Raw genomic sequence first — 26,307 nt, 5'->3', positions numbered from 1 at the left:
TTGCCATGCTGACCTTGGTCGCCTTTATTGTTGCGCTGGGCATCCTGATTGCCATCCACGAGTACGGCCATTACCGCGTGGCGGTAGCTTGCGGTGTCAAGGTTCTGAAGTTTTCGGTGGGGTTTGGCAAGCCGATCTACACCTGGCGGCTGAAGACTCGGCCCACCGAGTTTTCCATTGGCATGCTGCCGCTGGGCGGATACGTCAAGATGCTGGACGAGCGCGAAGGCCCGGTCGATCCGGCTGAGCGCCATCTGGCTTTCAACAACCGGCCCCTGGGTGCACGCGCCGCGATTGTGGCGGCCGGCCCGGCCGCTAACCTGCTGTTGGCCATCGTGCTGTATGCGATCGTCAACTGGAGCGGCATGCAGGAACCTCAGCCGGTGCTGGCCAGTCCGGTGGCCGGCTCGATTGCCGAACGTGCTGGCCTGCGCGGCGGTGAACGTGTCCAGCAGGCCGGCGTCGAAGGTGAAACGCTGGAGGAAGTGCGTTCCTTTGAAGACCTGCGCTGGCGCCTGACCCGCGCGGCCCTGGGCGGGCGCGACGTACGCCTGGAAGTGACCGACGGTGTGGGCGAGTCCGCCGGCGGCAGCGTCTCGGTGACGCGCAGCGTGCTGTTGCCACTGGGGCAGCTCAATGCCGCCGATGCCGATGCCCAGTTGTTCAGGAAAATCGGCATCCTGGGCCCCTGGACGCGGGCAGTGATCGGCGAGGTCATGCCGGGCGGTGCTGCGGAGAAAGCCGGCTTGCGCGCCGATGATGTGGTGCAGCGCATCGGCGAGCGGGGCATCGTCGACGGCCAGCAACTGCGCGAAACCATACGCAGCGCCAAAGGCGTGCAGAGCTGGCAGATCCTGCGGGGCGGGCAGACCCTGCAAATGCAGGTAACGCCGGAGATCCGGGAGGAGGGCGGGCAGTCCATCGGCCGCATCAACGCCTATGTGGGCACCCCGCCTGCGATGTTGACGGTGCGTTACGGGCCGCTGGACGGATTGTGGAAAGGTGCAGTGCGCACTTGGGAGGTATCGGTGCTGACGCTCAAGATGATGGGCAAGATGCTGATCGGCGAGGCGTCCCTGAAAAACCTCAGTGGACCGCTGACGATTGCGGACTACGCCGGCAAGTCGGCGAGCATCGGCCTGAGCGCTTACCTGTTGTTTTTGGCCCTGATCAGCGTCAGCCTTGGCGTGCTCAATTTACTGCCGTTGCCGGTTCTGGACGGTGGACACCTGATGTATTATCTTTGGGAGGCTATAACCGGCAAGAGCGTGTCTGACGCCTGGATGGACCGGTTGCAGCGCGGTGGCGTTGCCATCCTGCTGGGCATGATGACTGTTGCCCTGTTTAATGATATCACCCGGCTTTTGGGTTAGGGCTTTGGGTTAATTCCGTACTTTTCATGCAAAAACAAATCAAACGATTCAAGCTTCGCAGTGTTTCGGCGATGGTGGCCAGCTTTTTGATCGCGCAAGCCGCCTGGGCTGTGGACCCCTTCACGGTGCGTGACATTCGCGTTGAAGGCCTGCAGCGGGTGGAGCCTGGAACCATTTTTGCGTCGCTGCCTTTCCGCGTTGGTGATACGTATAGCGACGACAAGGGCTCCAGCGCAATTCGCACCTTGTTCGGCTTGGGCTTGTTCAAGGACGTCCGTCTGGAAGTCAGCGGCGACGTACTGGTGGTGATAGTGGAAGAACGGCCGACCGTGGCCGATGTGGACTTCGTCGGTGCCAAGGAATTTGACAAGGAAGCTCTGAAAAAGGCGCTGCGCGACATCGGGCTGGCCGACGGTCGGCCTTTCGACAAGGCGCTGGCCGACCGGGCCGAGCAGGAGCTCAAGCGTCAGTACATCAACCGCAGCCTCTACGGCGCGGAAGTGCTGACCACAGTGACCCCGATCGAGCGAAACCGGGTCAATGTCACCTTCAGCGTTATCGAGGGCGATATCGCCAAGATCAAGGAAATCCGCATCGTCGGCAACAAGGCCTTTAGCGAATCCACCCTGCGCGGCCTGTTTGACCTGAATACCGGTGGCTGGCTCAGCTGGTACACCAAGTCCGACCAGTACTCACGGGCCAAGCTCAATGCCGACATCGAAACCCTGCGTTCTTATTACCTGACCCGGGGTTACCTCGAGTTCAAGGTTGACTCCACCCAGGTGGCCATTTCGCCGAACAAGCAGGATATTTCGGTGACGCTCAATATCACCGAAGGCGAGCGCTTCACCGTGTCTGGTGTGAAGCTGGAAGGCAATTTCCTTGAGCGTGAGGAAGAGTTCAAGTCGCTGGTTGTCATCAAGCCCGGCGCTGCCTACAACGCCGACCAGGTGGCCCAAACCGTCAAGGCTTTCACCGAGTATTACGGCAGCTTTGGATTTGCCTTTGCCAAGGTCGAGGCCAAGCCGGAGATCGACAGGGCCAACAGCCGCGTCGCTTTTGTACTGCAGGGTGACCCATCGCGCCGTGCCTATGTGCGGCGCATCAACATCAGTGGAAACAACCGCACCCGCGATGAAGTGGTTCGCCGGGAGTTTCGCCAGTTCGAGGCGTCCTGGTATGACGGCGACAAAATTCGCTTGTCACGTGATCGCGTGGACCGCCTCGGCTACTTCACCGAGGTTAACATCGACTCCCAGGAAGTGCCGGGCACGCCTGATCAGGTGGATTTGAATCTGGCGGTGGTTGAAAAACCAACAGGCAACCTTCAGCTCGGCGCCGGTTATTCCAGTGCGGACAAGGTTTCGCTTTCCTTCGGCTTCAAGCAGGAAAATGCCTTTGGTACCGGCAATTACCTCGGTCTGGAAGTCAACACCGGAAAATACAATCGCCAGCTCGTCGTGAGCACCGTGGACCCCTACTTCACCGCGGATGGCATTTCGCGCACCATCGATTTGTATACGCGTACATCCCGGCCTTATGACAGTCAGAACGGGATTTTCGGATCCAACTATGCACTCAAGACAACCGGTGCAAGCATCCGTTTCGGCGTGCCATTCAGCGAGGTCGACACGGTTTACTTCGGTGTCGGCGTAGAGCAGATCAATATTTCCGGAACCAATCTCCCGGGGGTCTACCGGCAATACGTCAAAGATTTTGGTGCAAAAAGCAATACCTTCCCGCTGACTCTGGGCTGGTCTCGCGACGAACGAGACAGTGCGCTGGTTCCAACAACAGGACGTTTCCAGCGCGTTTATGGTGACTGGGGCGTTTTGGGTGACGCCAGGTTCCTGCGCGGCAATTATCAGTTCCAGCAGTACGTTCCGCTGAACAAGCAGTTCACGGTTGCTATGAACACCGAGTTGGGTTGGGGCAAGGGACTCAATGGACAGCCTTTCCCGGTGTTCAAGAACTCCTACTCCGGCGGCCTGGGTTCGGTACGTGGCTTTGAACCTGGATCCCTGGGCCCACGCGATGCAGATGGCAACTCTATTGGTGGTCCGAAAAAGATCACGCTCAATGCTGAATTGCTGGCTCCCTTTCCCGGTGCTGGCAACGACCGGACGCTGCGTTTGTTCGGTTTTGTGGACGTAGGCAATGTGTTTGGTGAAAAGGAAAAATACAATCTTCGCGAACTTCGGGCCTCGACGGGTATAGGCGTCAGCTGGATTTCTCCACTGGGGCCCTTGCGCTTGGCGTTCGCCCATCCAGTGAAGAAGAAGCCCGGGGATAAACTCCAGAGATTGCAATTCCAGATTGGTACATCGTTCTAATGAAACATTCCACATACAAGTTTCTTCTGGCCACCGCCTTGGCATTTGCCGCTTTTGCTGCAGGTGCGCAAGAGTTCAAAATCGGCGTTGTCAACATTGACCGCATCTTCCGGGAGGCCAACAGCGCCAAGGCGGCCCAGGCCAAGCTTGAGCAGGAGTTCGGCCGGCGTGAAAAAGAGCTCGGCGACCTCGGCACCCAGCTAAAGGCAGTGGCCGACAAGTTTGAACGCGAAGCGCCCACGCTTTCCGAGAGCCAGCGTGCCACACGCCAGAAGCAGCTGGTCGAGCAGGACAGGGACTTCCAGCGCAAGCGTCGGGAATTCCAGGAAGACCTCAATGCACGCAAGAACGAAGAGCTGCAACAGGTCATCGAGCGTGCCAACAAGGTGGTCAAAACGGTTGCCGAGACTGAAAAGTTCGACCTGGTGCTGCAGGAGGCGGTGTACGCCAATCCCAAGCATGACATCACCGACAAGGTCATCAGGGCGCTTAACGCCGCCAAATAAGTGTTCATCACAGGCCAGGCGTGACGCTCAGACTCGGGGACATCGTCGCGTCACTGGCCGGTGAGTTTGACGCCAGGTTAGTAGGTGACCCGGATGTCCTGATCCAGCGGCTCGCGCCCCTCGACACAGCCGGTCCCACCGAACTCAGCTTTCTCAGTCACATCAAATACCAGGGACAACTGAGCCAGTCGCTTGCCGCGTGTGTGGTCGTGGGGCCCCAGGCCGAACAGGCGGCGATTTTGCGCGGCGCCTGCATCGTGGTTGGCGATCCCTACCTTTACTTCGCCCGCATCACGCATCTCTGGAAAAAGTTTCACCAAATCGCCGATATGGGCGGGATTCATCCCACTGCATTCATTGATCCGTTGGCGCGGCTGGCGAAAGGCGTTTCGGTGGGAGCGTTTGCCTGTATCGGGCCGCATGCTGTCCTCGAGGTGGGCGTGCGTGTCGGCGAGCATGGCGTGATCGGTCGTGAGGTTATTGTCGGGACGCAAACCCGGCTGGCCGCGCGTGTTACCGTGGCCGACGGCTGCGTGATCGGCAAGCGCTGCATTGTGCATCCGGGCGCGGTGATAGGCGCCGACGGTTTTGGTTTTGCACCGCATGAAGGCACTTGGGTCAAAATCGAGCAACTCGGTGCGGTGCGTATTGGCAACGACGTCGAAATCGGCGCCAACACCTGCATAGACCGCGGCGCGCTGCAAGACACCGTGATCGAGGACGGCGTCAAGCTCGACAACCTGATCCAGATTGGCCACAACGTGCATATTGGGCGGCACAGCGCACTGGCTGGCTGCGTCGGCGTGGCAGGCAGTGCCACCATAGGCGCCCACTGCACCATAGGCGGCGGTGCGGTCGTGCTGGGGCATCTGAGCCTGGCCGATCACGTGCATGTCTCGGCAGCGTCGGTGGTCACACGTTCCATCCGCAAGCCGGGGCATTACACGGGGCTGTTTCCCATCGACGACAATGCGAGTTGGGAAAAAAATGCTGCCACGCTCAAACAGCTTCATGGCTTGCGTGAACGCCTCAAGGTGCTGGAGCAAACCACAGCCACCGCCTCGCGAAGGAAAGAAGAAAAATCATGATGGACATCCACCAAATCCTCAAGCAGTTGCCACACCGCTACCCCTTTCTGCTGGTGGATCGGGTGCTCGAACTCGAGAAAGGCAAGCGCATCAAGGCCCTGAAAAACGTCACCATGAACGAGCCGTTTTTCACCGGGCATTTTCCGCACCGGCCAGTGATGCCGGGCGTGCTGATGCTTGAGGCCATGGCGCAGGCCGCAGCCTTGCTGGCGTTTGACATGCAGGGCATCACCCCCGACGACAAGACTGTGTATTATTTTGCCGGCATTGACGGCGCACGTTTCAAACGGCCGGTGGAGCCGGGCGACCAGTTGGTCATGGAGGTGACACTGGAGCGGCTCAAGGCCGGGGTGTTCAAGTTCAAGGGCGTGGCCCGCGTGGGCGACAACATGGCCTGTGAGGCTGAACTGATGTGCACCATGCGCACGATCACATGACCCCCACGCTTTTCGCTCCGCGTAGTGCGCTGCTCCCCGAGGGGGCCGCTGCGCCTGCGGTCTGGCGGAGCCAGTCCCGCGGCCCCGGCTTGAAGGGACGCTTTCTCGCACGGCTACTGGTGTTACACATTTCTTTTTTTCATGACGGTTATTCATTCCACCGCGCTGGTTGATCCGGCGGCCCAGATCGACAGCAGCGTCAGCGTCGGCCCCTATACGGTGATCGGTCCGCATGTCCGCGTCGGCGCCGGCACCACCATCGGCGCGCATTGTGTGATCGAGGGGCACACCACCATCGGTCGGGATAACCACATCTTCCAGTTCAACTCGCTGGGCGCCATTCCCCAGGATAAAAAATACGCGGGTGAGCCTTGCGAGCTGGTCATCGGTGACCGCAACACCGTGCGCGAGTTCTGCACCTTCAACATCGGCTCGCCCGGCGACAGCGGTGTGACACGGGTGGGCAACGACAACTGGATCATGGCCTATGTGCACCTTGCGCATGACTGCCATGTGGGCAACCATACCGTCTTCGCCAACAACGCCCAACTGGCTGGCCACGTGCATGTGGGTGACTGGGTGATCCTGGGCGGCTTTACCGTGGTGCACCAGTTTGTGCGCCTCGGGGCGCACAGCATGACCGCCATGTGTTCGCTGCTGTTTGCCGACTTGCCGCCTTTTGTGATGAGCCAGGGCCAGCCCGCCGCAGCCCGTTCCATGAACTTCGAAGGCCTGCGCCGCCGTGGTTTTTCCCCGGACCGCATCGCGGCTGTCAAGGGCATGCACAAGGCACTGTACCGTGAAGACTTGACGCTGGAGCAGGCGAGGGCACGCATCGCCTCGCTGACGGCCCAGCATCCCGAAGCTGAGGCCGATGTGCAGATGATGCTGGGCTTTCTGGAAGGCACTTCGCCGCAACGCGGCATCGTGCGCTAGGCCCTCATGCCGCAAGCGCCCAGCTCTCTGCCGGTCCGTGGAGTGGTTGGACCCACCACCACCCCATTCTTGGCCCTGGTAGCCGGCGAAACTTCCGGCGACCTCCTGGCCGGGCTGCTGCTCGATGGTTTTCAGGCCCGCTGGCCGGACCTGCGTGCTGGCGGCATTGGTGGCGCGCAGATGACGCGGCGCGGATTCGGGGCCTGGTGGCCCAGCGAAAAGCTGGCGGTGCGTGGTTATGTCGAAGTCCTGCGGCATTACCGGGAGATTGTCGGTATCCGTACTCAACTCCGGCAGAAGCTGCTGGCTGACCGGCCCGACGTGTTCATCGGCGTGGATGCACCGGATTTCAACCTCGATCTGGAGGCCGACCTGAAGGCGGCGGGCATTCCAACGGTGCATTTTGTCAGTCCTGCCGTGTGGGCCTGGCGGGCTGATCGGGTCGACAAGATCCGCCGCAGCGTGGACCACGTGCTCTGCATATTCCCTTTCGAGCCGGCGCTGCTGGCCCAGCACGGCATCGCTGCCACGTATGTGGGGCATCCGCTGGCCGGCGTGATACCCATGCAAGCTGACCAGGCCGCAGCGCGGCAGCAGCTTGGGCTGCAGGCGGACGATCTGGTGCTGGCACTGTTGCCGGGCAGTCGCCACTCCGAAATTGCTTACCTGGCTGAGCGCTTTTTCAGGGCTGCAGCCCTTGTCCGGCGTGCGCACCCAGCTATCAAAATCATAGTGCCCGCGATTCCCGCACTGCGCACACAGATTGAACAGGCGGCACAGGCCGCTGGCATGCTGGCGCATGTGCAGATCGTTTCCGGTCAGTCGCACGCTGCGCTGGCCGCCTGTGATGTCACGCTGATTGCCAGCGGCACCGCCACGCTGGAAGCGGCGCTGTACAAGCGACCCATGGTGATTGCCTACAACATGAACTGGCTGTCCTGGCAGATCATGCGGCGCAAGAAGCTCCAGCCCTGGGTCGGCCTGCCCAACATTCTGTGCCGCGATTTTGTGGTGCCTGAACTGCTGCAGGACGCTGCCACGCCGCAAGCCTTGGCAGATGCCGTTTTGCACTGGGTGGATGCGAAAATCTTCGCGCCCGAAAAAGTCCGCGTACTTGAACAACGATTCACAAAGCTGCACGAGGAATTGCAGCGCGATACCGCGAAAATAGCCACCGATGCGATCCAGAACATTCTTGCAGGCTGAACAGGCCATGCTTTCCTGGGACACGCCAGGCCTGTGGGCTGGCGTGGACGAGGCCGGCCGGGGCCCGCTGGCCGGCCCGGTGGTGGCTGCCGCCGTGATCCTGGACGATCTGCAGCCGATCAAGGGCCTGGCCGACTCCAAGGTTCTGACCGCATTGCGCCGAGAAAGGCTCTATGACGAGATCCGCGCCAAGGCGCTGTGCTGCTCAATTGCCATGGCCACGGTCGAAGAAATCGACAGTCTCAACATCCTGCAGGCCACCCTGCTGGCGATGCGGCGCGCCGTCGAGGGCCTGCGCCTGAAGCCTGTGAAGGTGCTGGTGGACGGCAACCGCCTGCCGACGCTGAGTATCCTTGCTGAAGCCATTGTCAAAGGGGATGCGCGCATTCCGGCGATTTCCGCGGCCTCCATTCTTGCCAAGGTGCACCGCGACCGCTGGTGCGAGCAGTTCCATCTGGAGTACCCGCAATACGGTTTTGCCGGCCACAAGGGTTACGGTACGGCGGAACATCTGGCAGCCCTGCGCGAGCACGGTGCCTGCCCGCAGCACCGCCGCTCCTTCAGCCCGGTGGCAGAGGTGCTGCGTTGAGCGCCGGTGCGCCGGTCCTTGTCACGTCCCGCGACAATACCTTGCTCAAGGACCTGCGCAGGCTGTCGCAGGACAACACGGCCTACCGCAAGCAGCAACGCATCTGGCTTGAAGGTGACCACCTGTGCCGTGCGGCGCTGGATCGCGGCTTGAGGCCTGCAGTGGCCGTTTTTTCTGAGTCTTTTTGGCCTCTAGCCCCCGCCGAATGGGCGCAGGCAGCTATCAAAACCATAGTGATCCCGGATCTGCTGATGGCCGACATCAGCGGACTTGAGTCGCCCGCGCGCATGGGGTTTATTCTGGACCTGCCGGCGCCTGCCGCCCTGGCACCGGGCGCCGCCTCGCTGATCCTGGACCGGGTGCAGGATGCTGGCAATGTCGGTTCCATGCTGCGCAGCGCAGCGGCCTTCGGTTTCAGCCAGGTGCTGGCGCTCAAGGGCACGGCCGCGCTGTGGTCGCCCAAGGTGCTGCGCGCCGGCATGGGTGCGCATTTCGCGCTGCAGCTGATTGAAGGCCTGGCCCCCGAAGAACTCGATGCGCTGACGGTACCGGTTCTGGTCACGAGTTCCCACCACGGGAGTTTTTTGAATCAGCAAGCCCTGCCCATGCCCTGTGCCTGGGCCATGGGTCACGAAGGGCAGGGCGTGGGCGACGCCCTGATGGCGCGAGCTGCCCTCAAGGTCCGCATCGCCCAGCCCGGCGGCGAGGAGTCCCTCAATGTGGCAGCTGCCGCTGCAATCTGCCTCTACGCCAGCTCGATTGCTGCTCGCTAGGCTCGATTAGCTCGGGATATTTTCTTTACCAGTTGGGGCCGCGGGTCCGGCTCCGCCGGCCCACAGGCGCAGCGGCCCCCTTGGGGGGCAGAGAGTTACGCGAAGCGAACGAACGTGGGGGCGTTATATAATCAGTGGCTTTTCAAAACACAGCTTCGCCCAGCGCATACCAAGCCAACCCCCTCACAAAAGCAGCCCGCAAGAGTCTTACCGAGACGTTTCTTGTGCACGCTTGGGCGAACCGTAACCCATCCGGAGAACCCAGTGCTTTTGTCTCTACAGGGAAAATCAGGAAGAACCCCGCACGCCATTCTGGCGCTCGCAGACGGCACGGTCTTCCTCGGCAATTCCATCGGGGCCCCGGGCTCCACTGTCGGTGAGGTGGTGTTCAACACCGCGATGACCGGCTACCAGGAAATCCTGACTGACCCGAGTTATTGCCAGCAGATCGTCACGCTGACGTACCCCCACATCGGCAACTACGGTGTCAATGCCGAAGACGTCGAAGCCGAAAAAGTCCACGCCGCTGGCCTGATCATCAAGGACTTGCCGCTGCTGGCCTCCAACTTCCGCATGGACATGACCCTGACCGAGTATCTGGTCAAGGAAAACACCGTTGCCATCGCCGGGATCGACACCCGCCAGCTGACACGTCACCTGCGCAGCCATGGCGCCCAAAACGGCTGCATCCTGGCGCTGCCTGCCGGTGAAGATGTCTCCCAGGCCAACAAAGACAAGGCCATTGCTGCCGCCAAGGCGGCCCCCAGCATGGCCGGCCTGGACCTGGCCAAAGTGGTGTCGGTCAAACAGACCTACGAGTGGACGCAGACCGAGTGGAAACTGGGCGCCGGTTACGGCGTGCAGATCACGCCGAAATTCCACGTGGTGGCTTTTGACTTCGGCGTCAAGAAAAACATACTGCGCATGATGGCCGAACGCGGCGCGCGCATCACGGTGGTACCGGCGCAGACGCCGGCGGCCGACATTCTCAAGCTCAAGCCTGACGGCATCTTTCTTGCCAACGGGCCAGGCGATCCACAGCCCTGCGACTACGCCATTGCCGCCGTGCGCGAACTGATCGAGACCGGCATCCCGACCTTCGGCATCTGTCTGGGCCACCAGATCATGGCGCTAGCCAGTGGCGCGAAGACCTTCAAGATGAAGTTCGGCCACCACGGCGCCAATCATCCAGTGAAGGACCTCGACAACGGGCGGGTCAGCATCACCAGCCAGAACCACGGTTTCGCGGTCGATGAAAAAACCCTGCCAGCCAATCTGCGTCCGACCCACATCAGCCTGTTCGACGGCACGCTGCAGGGTCTCGCCCGTACCGACAAGCCGGCCTTCTGCTTCCAGGGCCACCCGGAAGCCTCGCCCGGCCCGCACGACATCTCGTATTTGTTTGACCGTTTCACCGCCCTCATGGAACAGCATGGAGGAAAAAAATAATGCCAAAACGCACAGACATCAAGTCGGTCCTCATCATTGGCGCTGGCCCCATCATCATCGGCCAGGCCTGCGAGTTCGACTATTCGGGTGTGCAGGCCTGCAAGGCCTTGCGCGAAGAAGGCTACAAGGTCATCCTGATCAACAGCAATCCGGCGACGATCATGACCGACCCGGCCACGGCCGACGTCACCTACATCGAGCCTATCACCTGGCAGACGGTTGAGAAGATCATCGCCAAGGAGCGGCCCGACGCGATCCTGCCGACCATGGGCGGGCAGACCGCGCTGAACTGCGCGCTGGACCTGTGGCACCACGGTGTGCTTGACAAATACAAGGTCGAGTTGATAGGCGCCACGCCCGAAGCCATCGACAAAGCCGAAGACCGGCTGAAGTTCAAGGACGCAATGACCAAGATCGGGCTGGGCTCGGCGCGTTCGGGCATTGCCCACAGCATGGAAGAAGCCTGGACGGTGCAGAAGACGCTGGGTTTCCCGACCGTCATCCGCCCCAGCTTCACCCTGGGTGGCACCGGTGGCGGCATTGCCTACAACTCGGAAGAGTTTGAAGTCATCTGCAAGCGCGGCCTTGAAGCTTCGCCAACCAACGAGTTGCTGATCGAGGAGTCGCTGCTGGGCTGGAAAGAGTACGAGATGGAAGTGGTCCGTGACAAGGCCGACAACTGCATCATCGTCTGCTCGATTGAAAACCTGGACCCCATGGGTGTGCACACCGGCGACTCGATCACCGTGGCACCAGCCCAGACCCTGACCGACAAGGAATACCAGATTCTGCGCAATGCTTCGCTGGCTGTGCTGCGCGAAATTGGCGTCGATACCGGCGGCTCCAATGTGCAGTTTTCGATCAACCCGGTTGACGGCCGTATGGTCGTGATCGAGATGAATCCACGCGTGTCGCGCTCCTCGGCGCTGGCGTCCAAGGCTACGGGGTTCCCGATTGCCAAGGTCGCGGCCAAGCTGGCGGTCGGCTACACGCTGGATGAACTGCGCAACGAGATCACCGGCGGCGCGACGCCTGCGAGTTTCGAGCCCAGCATTGACTACGTGGTGACCAAGATTCCGCGTTTCGCGTTTGAAAAATTCCCCGCAGCCGATTCGCGCCTGACCACCCAGATGAAGTCTGTCGGCGAAGTCATGGCCATGGGTCGCACCTTCCAGGAGTCCTTCCAGAAAGCCCTGCGCGGCCTGGAAGTCGGCGTGGACGGCATGAACGAAAAAACCCAGGATCGCGAGGTGCTGGAGAAGGAACTCGGCGCGCCCGGCCCTGATCGCATCTGGTACGTCGGCGATGCCTTCGCGCTAGGCATGAGCGTGGACGAGGTGTTTGCTCTCACAAAAATCGACCCATGGTTCCTGGTGCAGATCGAGCAGATCGTCAAGATCGAGCTGGAGCTGGAAACCACGTCACTGGACAAGCTGGACGCCGCCACGCTGCGCGCACTCAAACAAAAGGGATTTTCCGACCGGCGCCTGGCCAAACAGCTCAAGACCACCGACACCGCTATCCGCGAAAAGCGCCGTGCGCTGGGTGTGCGTCCGGTTTACAAGCGTGTGGACACCTGCGCGGCCGAGTTCGCCACCAACACCGCCTACATGTATTCGACTTACGAGGCCGAAGGCAGTGAGTGTGAAGCCGCGCCGACCGGTAATAAAAAAATCATGGTGCTGGGTGGCGGTCCGAACCGCATTGGCCAGGGCATCGAGTTTGACTACTGCTGCGTACATGCTGCACTCGCCATGCGCGAGGACGGTTACGAAACCATCATGGTCAACTGCAACCCCGAGACCGTGTCCACCGACTACGACACCTCTGATCGCCTGTATTTCGAGCCACTCACGCTGGAAGATGTGCTCGAAATCGTCGACAAGGAAAAGCCGCTGGGTGTAATCGTGCAGTACGGCGGTCAGACCCCCTTGAAGCTGGCGCTGGACCTGGAGAAAAACGGCGTGCCCATCATCGGTACCTCGCCTGACATGATTGACGCAGCGGAGGACCGCGAGCGTTTCCAGAAGCTGTTGCATGAACTGAAATTGCGCCAACCGCCCAATGCTACGGCCCGCACCGAGCCCGAAGCACTCGAAAAAGCCGCTGCCCTCGGCTACCCGCTGGTGGTGCGCCCCAGCTACGTTTTGGGTGGCCGCGCGATGGAAATCGTCCATGAGCAACGCGACCTCGAGCGTTACATGCGCGAGGCCGTCAAGGTCAGCCATGACTCGCCGGTGCTGCTGGACCGCTTCCTGAACGACGCCATCGAGTGTGACGTGGACTGCATCCGCGACCCGGACGGTGTGACCTTCATCGGCGGCGTCATGGAACACATCGAACAGGCCGGCGTGCACAGCGGCGACTCAGCCTGTTCGCTGCCGCCGTACTCGCTGGCTCCGGAAACCATCACCGAGATCAAGCGCCAGACCGCCGCCATGGCCCAGGCCCTCAATGTCGTTGGTCTGATGAACGTGCAATTTGCGATCCAGCGTGTGGATGGCAAGGACGTGATTTATGTGCTGGAAGTGAATCCGCGCGCATCGCGCACCGTCCCTTTCGTGAGCAAGGCCACCGGCATCCAGCTCGCCAAGGTGGCGGCGCGTTGCATGGTCGGCCAGACCCTGGCCGCGCAAGGCATAGGCAAGGAAGTCACGCCACCGTACTTCAGCGTCAAGGAAGCCGTCTTTCCTTTCGTCAAGTTTCCCGGGGTGGACACCATTCTTGGCCCCGAGATGAAGTCCACTGGCGAGGTGATGGGGGTTGGCAAGACCTTTGGCGAGGCCTTTGTGAAGTCGCAGCTCGGCGCTGGCACCAAGCTGCCGACCTCGGGCAAGGTCTTCCTGACCGTCAAGAACAACGACAAGGAACGCGCCGTGGACGTGGCACGTGCCTTGGCCGCCATGAAGTTTGATCTGGTGGCCACCAAGGGCACGGCGGCAGCCATCACGGCGGCCGGCATCACGTGTGGTGTGGTCAACAAGGTCACCGAAGGCAGGCCGCATGTGGTGGACATGATCAAGAACAACGAGATTGCGCTGGTCATCAATACGGTCGAGGAGCGCCGCAATGCGATTGCCGATTCGCGGCAGATCCGCACCTCGGCGCTGCTGGCCCGGGTCACCACCTTCACCACGATTGCCGGTGCCGAAGCGGCGGTCGAGGGAATGAAGTACCTGGACAACCTGACCGTGCATTCGATCCAGGAACTACACGCCCAGCTGGTCGCCTGAGCCCAAGCTGAGGAAAGCTCGCTTGTCACGCATGGGGCGGCGCGGTAAATTTCGCGGATGTATTCCGCCGCCGCTCCCACCGCTGCGACCGTTCGGACCTGGTCAACCGATGTGGTGGACCAGGGACGTCGGCTCGACTATTGGGTTGGCGCCATCTGCGAGGCCTTTCTCGAGATGGACTGCAGTTCACGCGAGGATTTTGCTTTCGATGGAACCCTGAGCAGTGTCGCCCTGGACGAGCTCTCGCTGAACCAGGTCAAGGCCAGTACGCAGGATGTCTTCCGCACCCCCGCAGGCATTGCGCGTGGGCAGTGCCATCCCTTCTATCTGATTGCCCAGCTGCACAGTCCCTGGCACGTGCGGCAGGGCGGGCATGTGGCCCACTTGCGACCGGGCGATGCCGTGCTTGTAGATTCGTCGCATGCTTATGAGCTGCATTTCCCCGAAGCCGTGGCTTGCCTGTCGGTGCAGCTGCCACGCGCTTGGGTTGGGCGCTGGTTGGCCAACCCCGGCAGCAAACTTCCGAGAACGGTGGCACGCGACCGGGGCTGGGGCAAGTCGCTGTCAGCGCTGTGCCTGCAGCTTGGCGAGGACCCCGCACTCGCGCTCGGCTATCCACAAACGCTTCTGGCGGACCAGCTCGGCGCGACGCTGGCTGCGGCGCTTGAGCCAGTGCCAGTTGACGCATCCGGCGGCGCGGCAGACACTGTTCGACGGGCGGTACACATACTGCGCAGCAGACTGGACCAGCCAGGGCTGGTCGCGATCGAGGTGGCCTTGGAGCTGGGCCTGTCGGTGCGGACTTTGCACCGTGGCTTTTCGGCCCAGGGCCTCACCTTTGCCGGCACCCTGCGCCGGCAACGGATGACGCAGGCCTGCCGCCTGATGGAGCAGCCACGGCTGGCTGGCCTCACGATTGCCGAGATCGGGCGCCGTTGCGGCTACTCGGACGCCTCGCATTTCGTCAGGGAGTTCCGCCGCCTGTCAGGAAGTACACCAGCGCAATGGCGCCGCCGGCGCACGCCAGCCTGAGCTGGCGCGCAGCAGCCATTGCGCTGGCGCGATCCGGCCATTCCAGCGCTTTCTGGCCCTTAAGCTTGGTCTCGTGCACTGCAGTTTTGCAGGGCCGCTGATCAACATTCAAGGAGACCTTCATGGCTGATACCTACGTCCTGGTTCATGGTGCCTGGCACACCGGCGAGTTGTTCGAACCGGTGGCCGAGCACATCCGTGCGATGGGCCACAGCGTCTGGTGCCCGACGTTGACGGGCAACCGGGCGGTCGACAACCGCGCGACTGTGGGTCTCACGGAAGCGGCTCAATCGCTCATCGACTACCTCGAGCAAAACGACTTGAGCGATGTCCGTCTGGTAGGTCACAGCTACGGCGGCATGGTGATCTCCAAGGCGGCTGACGTGGTGCCCGGGCGCCTGCGCCGGCTGGTCTACCAGAATGCCTTTGTGCCACTGAACGGCCAATGCCTCAACGACATGGTGCCGCCGCATTACAAATCGCTTTTCGATCAGATTGCTGCGGCAAGCGACAACGCGGTCATGCTTCCCTTTCCGATCTGGCGTGAGGCCTTCATCAACGACGCTGACGCCGCGCTGGCGCAGAGCAGTTTTGACCGGCTGAACCTCCAGCCGTACCGGACATTCACCGAAGCCATTTCCCTGACTCGCGAACTGGCTGCGATGGAAATCGGCAAAAGCTACATCAATGTGGAGCAGGACGCGGCCATGCCGCACAGCATGCCCTGGCACCCACGCCTGTCCGAGCGGCTGGGCTTGTTCCGCTTGGTGGCCTGTGCCGGCAGCCACGAGATATGTTTCACCAACCCTGCCTTGCTGGCTCAAAAGATCGTTGAAGCGGGAAGAGACTGAGGCGCGCTGCCATGGCCTGGGGCCGGTCTTTCGGGGCATAATCCGGGGACCACATACCGCCGGGCAGATGCCCGGCGGTTTCGCTTTTGCAGGACTTGAACATGGCAACCATTCCCATTACCAAAAAAGGCGCAGAAAAGCTCAAGGCCGAACTGCACCAGCTCAAGACGGTAGAGCGCCCTCATGTGATCAACCTGATCTCGGAGGCGCGCGCCCAGGGCGACCTCAGCGAGAACGCGGAATACGACGCCGCCAAGGACAAACAGGGATTTGTCGAAGGCCGGATCCAGGAGATCGAAGGCAAGCTGTCGGCGGCGCAGATCATTGACCCGACCGAGGTGGACGCCGGCGGCAAGGTGGTCTTCGGCTCGACCATCGAGCTCGAAGACGAAGACACCGGCGACAAGGTGACCTACCAGATCGTCGGCGAGGACGAGGCCGACATCAAGCTGGGTCTGGTCAACATCAGCTCGCCGATTGCGCGCGCGCTGATCGGCAAGGACGAGGGTGACACCGCCGAGGTGCAGGCGCCTGGCGGCATCCGCCGCTATGAAATCATCGCGGTGATGTACATCTGATGCGCCTCTGCTTGAACAATGAGTGCTCACGCGCAGCTCGCTGCCGTTCATTCTGAGGCGGGGCACCCCCGGCCCCGATCTTGAACACCCGGTCACACATCAGCATCCTGCTGGCTGCCCTCTGGTGGGGCAGCCTGACCGGTCTGGGTTTCATCGTGGTGCCGATGTTGTTCATTCACCTGCCCGGTCCGGCTGCGGCCGGTGCCATGGCAGCGAAACTGTTCACCGCCCAGACCTGGCTCAGCGTGGCCTGCGCCATGCTCCTGCTGCTGCTCTTGAATAAAAAAGAGGCTCCAGCCCTTTCCCCGTCTGCGCAAGCTGCTATGAAATATGTAGTGGCTGGCTTGCTGCTGGCGGTGCTGGTGGAGTTCGGCGTGGCGTCGAAGATCGTCACTGCGCGCGCCAGCGGCGGTGACCTTCGTTTCTGGCACGGGCTTGGCAGCGCGATGTACCTGCTCCAGTGGGTGTGTGCCGGAATGGTCTTGTTGCGACTGTCAGGTAATACGCGCGCCTCCTGATCCCCGTATGTGAGGTGCCAATAGCGGTCTGACGACTTGCTGACAGCTACATGGCCGCTGCGGGAAAACTCGCTCCTCTCTTATCGTCTGTGCCCTCAGGCTAGCGGTATTTAGGAGCACATGATGTTGATTCGCGCAAATTTCGGGCGGCTTTCCCGCGCTGGGACCGTTCCCCTCAAATTTCTTTTAGCCGCTGCAGTCCTTACAACTGCAGGGGCAGTCTGGGCGCAAGGCGCCGCAGCGCCCGGTGGCAATCCCTTGAAGATTGGGGTCATCGGCCCCTTGACTGGGGCGTCGGCTGATTTCGGTGTTCCGATGTTCAACGGCGTCCAGCAGGCAGTCGATGAAATCAATGCCGTAGGCGGGTATCTGGGTCGCAAGATCGAACTGGTAAAAAAGGACGATAAGGCCGATCCCGACACCGGGCTGAAGATGTCGCAAGAGCTCATAGCGGAGAAGGTTTCGGCAACCATCGGCTTTTGCAATACGGGCGTGGCGGCGAAATCGCTTGATGTGTTTCAAAGCAATCGGGTGCCGCTGATCATTCCCTGCGCAACCGGCTCCCCACTGACGGCCAAGTTTCCACCGGCTGAGAGTTATATTTTCCGAACATCGGCCAAGGATGCGATTCAAGCGCCGTTTGTGGTCGATGACATTCTCAAGCGTGGCTGGGATAAAGTTGCCATTTTCGCAGACACCACGGGCTACGGCGAAGCGGGCCTGAAGGATGTCGAAAGCGCCCTGACTGCCAAAAAATTGCTGCCCGTTTATGTCACGCGTTTCAAACTGGGCGTGACGGACCTGACCGTGGAATTGAAAGCTGCACGAACCGCAGGCGCTAATGTTGTGTTCAGCTACACCGTGGGTCCTGAAAACGCGGTCATTGCGCGCGGGCGTCAGGCGTTGGGCTGGAAGGTGCCGCAGGTGGGTGCGTGGCCTTTGTCGTTCCCGTCGTTCGTTGAAGGTGGCAAGGAGGCAGCCGATGGTGCACTCATGGCGCAGACGTTTATTGCTGAACCCAGCAACGAACGCCGGGCCTCGTTTTTGACAGCTTACGCCCGAAAATTCAATGTGAAGAAAATTCCGGTGCCAATGGCCGCAGCGCAGGGCTATGACGCCACGTATATCCTGGTCTATGCCCTGCTGGGTATTCGCGACGGCAACCTGAGCGGGCCAGCGATCAAGGCATCGCTGGAGAACAAAAACCGTACCTACTACGGGGTTGTTGCAACCTACGACCAGCCCTTCAGCAAGCTGGACAAGGATGCCCTCTCGGCCAATATGCTGGTGATGGGACAGGTCAAAAATGGCGCTGTGACGTTCGCGTATCCCGGAGACGCCAAACGCAATCTCTTCGTTCAGAGAAAACAATGAGCAACCAGGAACCGCAGCACTCTTTGCAAGCAGGGGCCGCGGGTCTGGCTTAGCCAGCCCGCAGGCGCAGCGGCCCCCGAGGGGCTGGAGCCTGCGGCTCCGAGTCTGCTTGAGCAGACTTGGACAGGCGACAGAGGCGAAGCGTCTCGCTAGCCACGGCCTGCAAGGCCACGGGAGCTACGCGGAGCGAGCGACCGTGGGGGCCATTTCAGCAGCTTCCAGGGTGTTGACCAGCAGCATGGTGATCGTCATGGGGCCGACGCCGCCCGGCACCGGCGTGATCCATCCCGCGACGTCCTTCACCCCCCCAAAATCCACGTCTCCGCAGAGCTTTCCTTCGTCATTGCGGTTCATGCCCACGTCGATGACCACCGCGCCGGGCTTGACCATGTCGGCGGTCAGTACATTGCGCTTGCCGACGGCAGCCACCACGACATCGGCCTGAAGCGTCAGGGCCTTGAGGTTCTGCGTGCCGCTGTGGCAAATGGTGACCGTCGCATTTTTCTGCAGCAGCATCAGGGCCATGGGTTTGCCGACGATGTTGCTGCGGCCGATGACCACTGCGTGTTTGCCCTTGAGCTCGTAGCCAATGCTTTCAAGCATCTTCATGCAGCCATAGGGCGTACACGGCCAGAAGCCGGGCTGGCCAACCATCAGCGCGCCGGCGCTGGCGACGTGGAAGCCATCCACGTCTTTCGCCGGCGAAATGGCTTCGATCACCTTTTGCGCGTCGATGTGCGCAGGCAGCGGCAACTGCACCAGGATGCCGTGGATGGCCGGGTCGCGGTTCAGGGCATCCACCCGCGCCAGCAGGTCGGCTTCGCTCAAGGTGGCGGGGTATTGCTCCAGCACCGAGTGCAGGCCGCTGTCCTGGCAGGCCTTGACCTTGTTGCGCACATAGACCTGGCTGGCCGGGTTTTCGCCAACCAGTACCACCGCGAGGCCCGGCGTGGCGCCGCGCGCGCTCAGGGCGGCGGCCCGTCTGGCGATATCGCCGCGCAGTTGTTTGGACAAGGCATTGCCGTCGATCAGTTGTGCGGTCATGTGGTTGATTTTCAAGTAAAAACGCCCGCCGGTCTTTGACCTACGGGCGCAAGCAGCTATAAAAACGATAGCAGCAGGAGGGCGGGCTCAGGCTTTGGGCGCGTTCGAGCCCAAGGCGATTTTCAGCAGGTCGGCCACCGTGTTGGCATTGAGTTTTTCCATGATGTTGGCGCGGTGCGCTTCGACCGTCTTGATGCTGATGCCCAAGTCGTCGGCGATCTGCTTGTTCAGCCGGCCGGCGACGATGCGTTCCAGCACCTGGGCTTCGCGCGATGTCAGCTTGGCCAGCAGGGCGTCGCGGCTGGCCGACTGCTGGTGTTCGCTGAAGGCCTCTTTGGCCTGGCCCAGCATGCGTTCGACCAGGCTGACCAGGGCTTCTTCCTGGAAAGGCTTCTGAATGAAGTCCATCGCGCCTTTTTTCATGGTGTCCACTGCCATGGGCACATCCCCGTGACCGGTGATGAACACGATGGGCAGTGGCGACTTGCGTTCGACCAGGCGGTCCTGCAGTTCCAGGCCGGTCATGCCGCCCATGCGGATATCCACGATCAGGCAGGCGACTTCACGGGCGTCGTAGCGGCTCAGAAAGGTTTCGGCGGAGTCATAACAACGTACGCGGTAGTCCTTGCCCTCCAGCAGCCACTGCAGCGAGTCGCGAACGCCTTCGTCATCGTCGACGACATACACGGTGCCTTTTTTCGGAATCAAGCTCATGCCAAACCTTTTGCGTAGACGGTATCAAACAGCTTGTCAGTGAACGCCGGCCGGCGGGGACGGCGTTTCTGTGGCAGCCAGGGCTGGTGAAAGCAGGGGAGTCACGGGGACCCAGAAGGTGAACCGGCACCCCACCACTTCGTCGCCATTGTAGAGGTTCTCCGCCTGCATCCTGCCCTGGTGCGACTCAACGATACTGCGGCATAGCTTGAGGCCAATGCCCATGCCTTCGGCCTTGGTCGAGTAGAAGGCTTCATAGAGCCGGCTGATGACTTCGGGTGACATGCCCTTGCCCGAATCCAGCACCGAAAACTCGATCACGTTTTGTTCGTCAATGGTTTTGGGAACCACGCGCAACTCGACGCTGCGGCGCGCTGTCGGCCGCTTCGCCTGCGCGATCGACTCTGCACCGTTTTTCATCAGGTTGATCAGCACCTGCTCGATCAAAATGGGGTCCACCATCACCGGCGGCAGGCGTGCCGCAATGTAGTGACTCAGACGCACGTTATGCCGGCGCAGCTCAATGTCGGCAAGTTCCATCGCATTGCTGACCATGGTGGCCACGTCGGCCGAGCTGCGGTTCGGCTCGCTGCGTTTCACAAAGGAACGGATGCGCTGGATGATCTGGCCGGCGCGGTGCGCCTGCTTGGCGGTTTTTTCCAGCGCGACCAGCAGGTCTTCATTGCTGATCTGCTGGCCCTTGATGCGCGAGACCATGCCGTTGCAATAGTTGTTGATGGCGGTCAGCGGCTGGTTCAGTTCGTGGGCCACGCTGGACGCCATCTCGCCCATGGTGATCAGGCGGCTGGCGGACTGGGCGCGTTCGGCCTGCAGGGCGGCCTGCTCCTCGGCATGGCGGCGCGGCGTGATGTCGCTGGCAATCACCATCTGGGCCAGCCGGCCGTCGACCCAGGTGAGGTAACGCGAGCGCACTTCCAGCCACTTGCCGAGCTCGGGTACAAAAATCTCGGCATTTTCGGACTGCGCCGTAGTCAGGGTGTCGGTCGGAAAGCCCGCCAGGCCATCCACGGCGTCCAGCGTGTCGTCGGTAGGGTGCACCGCTGGCACCCCGGCCTGTGCGATCAAATTCATGTGGCCTGCGACATCGCCGCCGAACCAGGCGCGGTACAGCTTGTTGGCAAACAGCAGCTCCTCGCTGCCCAGCGGCGCGACAGACACCGCAGCGTCCAGCCCTTCCAGCACGGTGGTGAAGCGTTCGTAGGAGTTGGAGAGTTCCTCGCGCACGCGCTTGGGCTCGGTGATATCGGTGACTGAGGTCATCCAGCCGGTCTGCTGGCCGCGCGGGTCTATCAGCGGTGAGACGTACATACGTGCATCAAAAATCGCGCCGCTTTTGCGTTTGATGCGCACCTCAAAACCGCCCGGCGTGGAGCGGCCGTGCAACTCGTCATCGAGACGGGCTGCAAGCGTTTCCATGTCTTGCTCCGGCCAATAGGGGAAAGGCGCGGTGCGACCAACCAGTTCGCCCTCGCTCCAGCCGGTCATCTGGCAAAAGGCCGGGTTCACGTAGGTGATGCGGCCCTGCAGGTCCAGGGCACGCATGCCGGTGAGCATGGAGTTTTCCATGGCTCGTCGGAAGTTGGTCTCGGAGATCAGCGCTTCCTGGGCCTGCACGCGCCGCCGCGTATGGCGCCAGGTGCCCAGCAGCATCCAAACGGTCAGGCCACTGAGTGCGCTGACCAGCCAGAAAAAGCCGCTTCCCACGACGCCGAGCGAGGCGCGATAACCTTGGGCCTTGAGCAACAAGCCGTTGCCAACCGGCGACACGGGGATTTCATACTCCTGCGCCGCGTCGGACCAGGGCAGCAGCTTGGCGGCGGTGTTGCGCGGTGGTGGCAAATTGCCGGCCAGCAGTTTGCCCTGGTCGTCAAGCAGGGCCACGGCATATTTGGCGGTCACCTCGGTCGGCACACCGAAGCGAAGCAGGCCGTCCACCGCGTATTCCCCGAGGATCACGCCGCCGAACTTGCCCTGGTCATCAAGCGGCACATGCAACTGCAGCGTGGGCCCGTTGTAGCTGGCGTCGTCCTTGTTGCTCAATGGGCGTGAATACACTGGCTGGCGCAAATCGCGGGCCAGGCCGAAGGTGCCTTCGGTTTCACCGTATTTGAGCTGGTCTCCGGAAACTCGCGCCTGCGCCAGATTCGCACTGGGGGAGACATAGGCGGCCCGGACCTTGCGGCGTGCATCCACCCAGGTCACGGCCAGCAGCTCGGGGTACTGGTTGACCAGCGACTCGGCCTGGGCAGTGAATTCCTCCCTGTCCACGTCCTTGTTGGAGACGTCGCGGCCCAGGCGCATCAGTTGCTCCTGGCGCTCCAGCAGCCGCAGGCGCAGCCTCTGCTGGGCATACTCCACATCGCGTTTCACAGCTTGCTGCTCGCGATCAATTTCCTCAATGCGCAGGTAGGCGAAGGCGGCGATCACCGCCGCCAGAAACAGCATCACGGCCAGCAGTGGTCCGAGGGTGACGAAGCGGTCCTGTCGGGTCGGCGATTGTTTGCGCCACCAGCGGCGCCATTGCGCCAGCGGCGCGGTGCCAGACGGGCGAACTGGGGGGGCGGGTGTGGGCAGGGTCATGGTGGGCGATCAAGTTTACGCCCTGCCGACCGTGTTTCCGTTGCCGTACCGCCCGTCATGACGCGTTGTCGGCCCGATGCTGTTGATATCGAAGCGATACCGAAGCGAATGGTCCCGGAGGATCGATATATCACAATATGAAATCAGCAGGCGCTATTTGAAATTTTGGATTAATTGTGGGAAACTGGAGGCTTGAATCCAAATTGCGTTACAACGTGATGAAGATGCTACTCAACACAGGCTGACAACCCCAGCCAACAGCAGGAGACAAAACCATGGCTGCAAATCCGGAACAGGCACGTGTGGACACTTTGAACGCAGCCGCGAATGACGCGCTGGACAAGGATTCCCAGGAAACGCGGGAGTGGCTCGAAGCCCTGACCGCCGTCATCGAAAGTGAAGGCCCGGAGCGCGCCCACTTCCTGCTGGAGCAACTGCTCGAGCACGCCCGTCAGGGCAGCATCGACATGCCGTTTTCGGCCAACACCGGTTATGTCAACACCATCGAGGTGGACCAGGAAGAACGTTCTCCCGGCAACCTCGAGATCGAACGCCGGCTGCGCGCCTACATGCGCTGGAATGCCATGGCGATGGTCGTCAAGGCCAACCGCCTGCACCCTGCTGACGGCGGCGATCTGGGTGGCCACATCGGATCCTTCGCCTCGCTGGCCAGTCTGTTTGGCGCCGGCTTCAATCATTTTTGGCATGCCGAGAGCGAAAACCACGGCGGCGACTGCCTGTACATCCAGGGCCATGTATCGCCCGGCGTTTATGCACGTGCCTACCTCGAAGGTCGCCTGACCGAAGAGCAGTTGCTCAACTTCCGCCAGGAAGTCGACGGCAAGGGCCTGTCGAGCTACCCGCATCCCAAGCTGATGCCCGAGTTCTGGCAGTTCCCCACCGTTTCCATGGGCCTGGGCCCGTTGATGGCGATCTACCAGGCGCGTTTCCTCAAATACCTGCACGCCCGCGGCATTGCCAACACCGAAAACCGCAAGGTCTGGGTGTTCTGCGGAGACGGCGAGATGGACGAGGTCGAATCCATGGGCGCGATTGGCCTGGCCGCGCGTGAAAGGCTGGACAACCTGGTGTTTGTCATCAACTGCAACCTGCAGCGCCTGGACGGGCCGGTGCGTGGCAACGGCAAGATCATCCAGGAGCTCGAAGGCGACTTCCGCGGCGCCGGCTGGAACGTCATAAAACTGATTTGGGGCAGCAATTGGGACCCTCTGCTGGCGCGCGACAAGGACGGCGCCCTGCGCAAGGTCATGATGGACACGGTCGATGGTGACTACCAGGCCATGAAGGCCAACGACGGCGCTTATGTGCGCAAGAATTTCTTCGGCAAGGACCCGAAAACGCTGGAGATGGTCGCCAAGATGAGCGATGAGGACATCTTCGAGCTGCGCCGTGGCGGCCACGATTCCCAGAAGGTGTACGCGGCCTTTCACGCGGCAGTCAATCACGTGGGCCAGCCCACCGTGCTGCTGATCAAGACCGTCAAGGGTTTTGGCATGGGCAAGATTGGCGAGGGCAAGAACAACGTGCACCAGACCAAAAAGCTGTCCGACGAAGACATCAAGGCCTTCCGCGACCGGTTCAACATCCCGATTCCGGACAGCCAGCTGGCCGACATCCCGTTTTATAAACCGGCCGACGACACGCCCGAGATGCAGTACCTGCACGAGCGCCGCAAGGCCCTGGGCGGCTATTTGCCACACCGCCGCGTCAAGGCCGATGAAAGTTTCACCGTTCCGTCGCTGGAGACCTTCAAGTCGGTGATCGAGCCGACCGCTGAGGGCCGCGAAATTTCGACCACCCAAGCCTATGTGCGTTTTCTCACCCAGCTGCTGCGCGACCAGGCGCTCGGCCCACGCGTCGTGCCTATCCTGGTGGACGAGGCGCGGACCTTCGGCATGGAAGGGCTGTTCCGCCAGATCGGCATCTACAACCCCGATGGTCAGCAATACACCCCGGTCGATAAGGACCAGGTGATGTATTACAAGGAAGACAAGAAGGGCCAGATCCTGCAGGAAGGCATCAACGAGGCTGGCGGCATGAGCAGCTGGATTGCGGCGGCCACCTCGTACAGCACCAACAACCGGATCATGATCCCGTTCTATGTGTACTACTCGATGTTCGGCTTCCAGCGCGTGGGTGATCTGGCCTGGGCCGCCGGCGACATGCAGGCGCGCGGCTTCTTGCTCGGCGGCACCTCGGGCCGAACCACGCTCAACGGCGAAGGTCTGCAGCATGAGGACGGCCACAGCCACATCCTGGCAAGCACCATTCCGAACTGCATTTCCTACGACCCGACTTTTGCGCATGAAGTCGGCGTCATCCTGCACCATGGCCTCAAACGCATGGTCGAGCGCCAGGACAATGTGTATTTCTACATCACGTTGCTCAACGAGAACTACGCCATGCCTGGCCTGCAGCCCGGCACAGAAGAGCAGATCATCAAGGGAATGTACCTGTGCAAACAGGCACCGGCTCTGGACGCCAAGGCGCCGACCGTCCAGTTGCTGGGCAGCGGCACCATCCTGCGCGAGAGCATTGCTGCCCAGGCGCTGCTTGAGAAGGACTGGGGCATTGCTGCAGGTGTCTGGAGCTGCCCGAGCTTTAACGAACTGACCCGCGACGGCCAGGACGCCGACCGCTGGAATCTGCTGCATCCGGAAGACACCCCGCGTGTGCCTTTCGTCGCGCAGCAGCTCGATGGCAGCGCCGGCCCCGTGGTCGCCTCCACCGACTACATGAAGGCCTACGCCGAGCAGATCCGCCCCTTCATTCCGAAGGGCCGGACCTACCGGGTGCTGGGCACCGACGGTTTCGGTCGCAGCGACTTCCGCAGCAAGCTGCGCGAGCACTTCGAGATCAACCGCCACTACATCGTGGTTGCTGCGTTGAAGGCGCTCGCCGACGACGGCGCGGTGCCGGCTGCCAAGGTTTCCGAGGCTCTCAAAAAGTACGGCATCAACACCGACAAGATCAACCCGCTTTACGCCTGAGCACGGCGAACGGAGACAAGAACATGGCATTGGCAGACATCACCATTCCAGACATCGGCGACTTCGACGAGGTCACCGTCATTGAAGTGCTGGTCAAACCCGGCGACACCATCCAGGCCGACCAGAGCCTGCTCACCGTCGAGTCCGACAAGGCCTCGATGGAGATCCCGTCCAGTCAGGCCGGCGTTGTGAAAGAGATCAAGGTCAAGCTCGGCGACAAGGTCAAACAAGGCACGGTCGTGCTGGTGTTGGAGGCGGGCGAGGCTGCTGCGGCGCCTGCTGCGGCGCCTGCTGCGGCTCCAGCCACGGATTCAGAACAAAAACAGGCTGCATCCCCCGTCGTTACTGCGCAGGTAGCTACAAAAACGATAGCAGAACCAGCCGCTGCTGGCGGCTCCATCGACATCCGCGTGCCCGACATCGGCGACTTCAAGGACGTCGTTGTGATCGAGGTGCTGGTGAAAGTCGGCGACGCCGTCAAGGCCGAGCAGTCGCTGGTGACTGTGGAGTCTGACAAGGCCTCGATGGAAATCCCGTGCAGCCAGGCCGGTGTTGTCAAGGAGCTCAAGGTCAAGTTGGCCGACAAGATCAATGTGGGTGATGTGCTGCTGGTGCTGGAAGCTGCTGCTGGCGCGCCCGCAGCGGCCGCCACACCAGCGCC

General features: G+C 61.5%; 21 protein-coding genes. 18 read left to right on the top strand and 3 right to left on the bottom strand.

Annotated elements, in window-relative coordinates:
- Positions 1 to 5: 5 nt before the first annotated feature.
- From rseP to H0W47_RS00620, 16 genes are all read left to right on the top strand, one after another.
- Complete coding sequence (gene rseP / locus H0W47_RS00695; RefSeq protein WP_296919423.1) at positions 6 to 1,373, top strand: RIP metalloprotease RseP; 1,368 nt, start codon at positions 6 to 8, stop codon at positions 1,371 to 1,373.
- A gap of 26 nt (positions 1,374 to 1,399) precedes the next feature.
- Positions 1,400 to 3,706 carry an outer membrane protein assembly factor BamA gene (gene bamA, locus H0W47_RS00690; RefSeq protein WP_296919421.1) on the top strand — a complete coding sequence of 769 codons (2,307 nt, stop codon included), beginning with the start codon at positions 1,400 to 1,402 and terminating at the stop codon, positions 3,704 to 3,706.
- Positions 3,706 to 4,212: an OmpH family outer membrane protein gene (locus H0W47_RS00685; RefSeq protein ID WP_296919419.1), complete on the top strand. Its 507-nt coding sequence runs from the start codon at positions 3,706 to 3,708 to the stop codon at positions 4,210 to 4,212. Before bamA ends, H0W47_RS00685 begins: the two co-directional genes overlap by 1 nt.
- Before the next feature lie 20 nt (positions 4,213 to 4,232).
- Positions 4,233 to 5,300: a UDP-3-O-(3-hydroxymyristoyl)glucosamine N-acyltransferase gene (lpxD, locus tag H0W47_RS00680; protein WP_296919417.1), complete on the top strand. Its 1,068-nt coding sequence runs from the start codon at positions 4,233 to 4,235 to the stop codon at positions 5,298 to 5,300.
- Positions 5,297 to 5,737 carry a 3-hydroxyacyl-ACP dehydratase FabZ gene (gene fabZ / locus H0W47_RS00675; protein ID WP_296919416.1) on the top strand — a complete coding sequence of 147 codons (441 nt, stop codon included), beginning with the start codon at positions 5,297 to 5,299 and terminating at the stop codon, positions 5,735 to 5,737. The genes lpxD and fabZ overlap by 4 nt, the downstream gene beginning before the upstream one ends.
- 141 nt (positions 5,738 to 5,878) lie before the next feature.
- On the top strand, positions 5,879 to 6,673 hold the full coding sequence (gene lpxA / locus H0W47_RS00670) for an acyl-ACP--UDP-N-acetylglucosamine O-acyltransferase (RefSeq protein WP_296919414.1): 795 nt from the start codon (positions 5,879 to 5,881) through the stop codon (positions 6,671 to 6,673).
- Between the two features lie 75 nt (positions 6,674 to 6,748).
- Positions 6,749 to 7,879 (top strand): lipid-A-disaccharide synthase, encoded by a 1,131-nt coding sequence (lpxB, locus tag H0W47_RS00665; protein ID WP_296919532.1) that lies wholly within the window; start codon positions 6,749 to 6,751, stop codon positions 7,877 to 7,879.
- The gene (rnhB, locus tag H0W47_RS00660) at positions 7,851 to 8,468 is read left to right on the top strand and encodes a ribonuclease HII (RefSeq protein WP_296919413.1); all 618 of its coding nucleotides are present in this window, start codon (positions 7,851 to 7,853) and stop codon (positions 8,466 to 8,468) included. The genes lpxB and rnhB overlap by 29 nt, the downstream gene beginning before the upstream one ends.
- A complete protein-coding gene (locus tag H0W47_RS00655) occupies positions 8,465 to 9,241 on the top strand; it encodes an RNA methyltransferase (protein ID WP_296919411.1) in 777 nt (258 codons plus the stop codon). Before rnhB ends, H0W47_RS00655 begins: the two co-directional genes overlap by 4 nt.
- Positions 9,242 to 9,505: 264 nt before the next feature.
- The gene (carA, locus tag H0W47_RS00650; RefSeq protein WP_296919409.1) at positions 9,506 to 10,690 is read left to right on the top strand and encodes a glutamine-hydrolyzing carbamoyl-phosphate synthase small subunit; all 1,185 of its coding nucleotides are present in this window, start codon (positions 9,506 to 9,508) and stop codon (positions 10,688 to 10,690) included.
- Positions 10,690 to 13,923 (top strand): carbamoyl-phosphate synthase large subunit, encoded by a 3,234-nt coding sequence (carB, locus tag H0W47_RS00645; RefSeq protein WP_296919407.1) that lies wholly within the window; start codon positions 10,690 to 10,692, stop codon positions 13,921 to 13,923. The genes carA and carB overlap by 1 nt, the downstream gene beginning before the upstream one ends.
- 57 nt (positions 13,924 to 13,980) lie before the next feature.
- Complete coding sequence (locus H0W47_RS00640) at positions 13,981 to 14,955, top strand: helix-turn-helix domain-containing protein (protein ID WP_296919405.1); 975 nt, start codon at positions 13,981 to 13,983, stop codon at positions 14,953 to 14,955.
- Positions 14,956 to 15,077: 122 nt separating this feature from the next.
- On the top strand, positions 15,078 to 15,806 hold the full coding sequence (locus H0W47_RS00635) for an alpha/beta hydrolase (RefSeq protein ID WP_296919404.1): 729 nt from the start codon (positions 15,078 to 15,080) through the stop codon (positions 15,804 to 15,806).
- A 101-nt stretch (positions 15,807 to 15,907) separates the two neighbouring features.
- Positions 15,908 to 16,384: a transcription elongation factor GreA gene (gene greA, locus H0W47_RS00630; RefSeq protein WP_296919402.1), complete on the top strand. Its 477-nt coding sequence runs from the start codon at positions 15,908 to 15,910 to the stop codon at positions 16,382 to 16,384.
- Between the two features lie 80 nt (positions 16,385 to 16,464).
- Complete coding sequence (locus H0W47_RS00625) at positions 16,465 to 16,902, top strand: DUF4149 domain-containing protein (protein WP_296919400.1); 438 nt, start codon at positions 16,465 to 16,467, stop codon at positions 16,900 to 16,902.
- A gap of 123 nt (positions 16,903 to 17,025) precedes the next feature.
- On the top strand, positions 17,026 to 18,276 hold the full coding sequence (locus H0W47_RS00620; protein ID WP_296919398.1) for an ABC transporter substrate-binding protein: 1,251 nt from the start codon (positions 17,026 to 17,028) through the stop codon (positions 18,274 to 18,276).
- A 177-nt stretch (positions 18,277 to 18,453) separates the two neighbouring features.
- On the opposite strand, the gene folD is transcribed toward H0W47_RS00620, so the two are convergent.
- From folD to H0W47_RS00605, 3 genes are all read right to left on the bottom strand, one after another.
- On the bottom strand, positions 18,454 to 19,320 hold the full coding sequence (folD, locus tag H0W47_RS00615) for a bifunctional methylenetetrahydrofolate dehydrogenase/methenyltetrahydrofolate cyclohydrolase FolD (RefSeq protein WP_296919397.1): 867 nt from the start codon (positions 19,318 to 19,320) through the stop codon (positions 18,454 to 18,456).
- Positions 19,321 to 19,407: 87 nt separating this feature from the next.
- Positions 19,408 to 20,034 carry a response regulator transcription factor gene (locus tag H0W47_RS00610; RefSeq protein ID WP_296919395.1) on the bottom strand — a complete coding sequence of 209 codons (627 nt, stop codon included), beginning with the start codon at positions 20,032 to 20,034 and terminating at the stop codon, positions 19,408 to 19,410.
- Positions 20,035 to 20,070: 36 nt separating this feature from the next.
- Complete coding sequence (locus tag H0W47_RS00605; protein WP_296919393.1) at positions 20,071 to 22,635, bottom strand: PAS domain S-box protein; 2,565 nt, start codon at positions 22,633 to 22,635, stop codon at positions 20,071 to 20,073.
- Between the two features lie 275 nt (positions 22,636 to 22,910).
- Here H0W47_RS00605 and aceE point away from each other — a divergent pair, with 275 nt between their 5' ends.
- The gene (gene aceE / locus H0W47_RS00600) at positions 22,911 to 25,646 is read left to right on the top strand and encodes a pyruvate dehydrogenase (acetyl-transferring), homodimeric type (RefSeq protein ID WP_296919391.1); all 2,736 of its coding nucleotides are present in this window, start codon (positions 22,911 to 22,913) and stop codon (positions 25,644 to 25,646) included.
- Between the two features lie 23 nt (positions 25,647 to 25,669).
- Positions 25,670 to 26,307, top strand: a 638-nt coding sequence (locus H0W47_RS00595) for a biotin/lipoyl-containing protein (RefSeq protein ID WP_296919389.1), incomplete at its 3' end; no start/stop codon positions are given.

It is taken from the genome of Polaromonas sp. (assembly GCF_013817205.1).
In the GTDB taxonomy this organism is placed as follows: Bacteria; Pseudomonadota; Gammaproteobacteria; order Burkholderiales; family Burkholderiaceae_C; genus Polaromonas.
The sequence above is the reverse complement of the archived record's forward strand: the minus strand, read 5'-3'. Positions and strand labels throughout refer to the sequence as shown.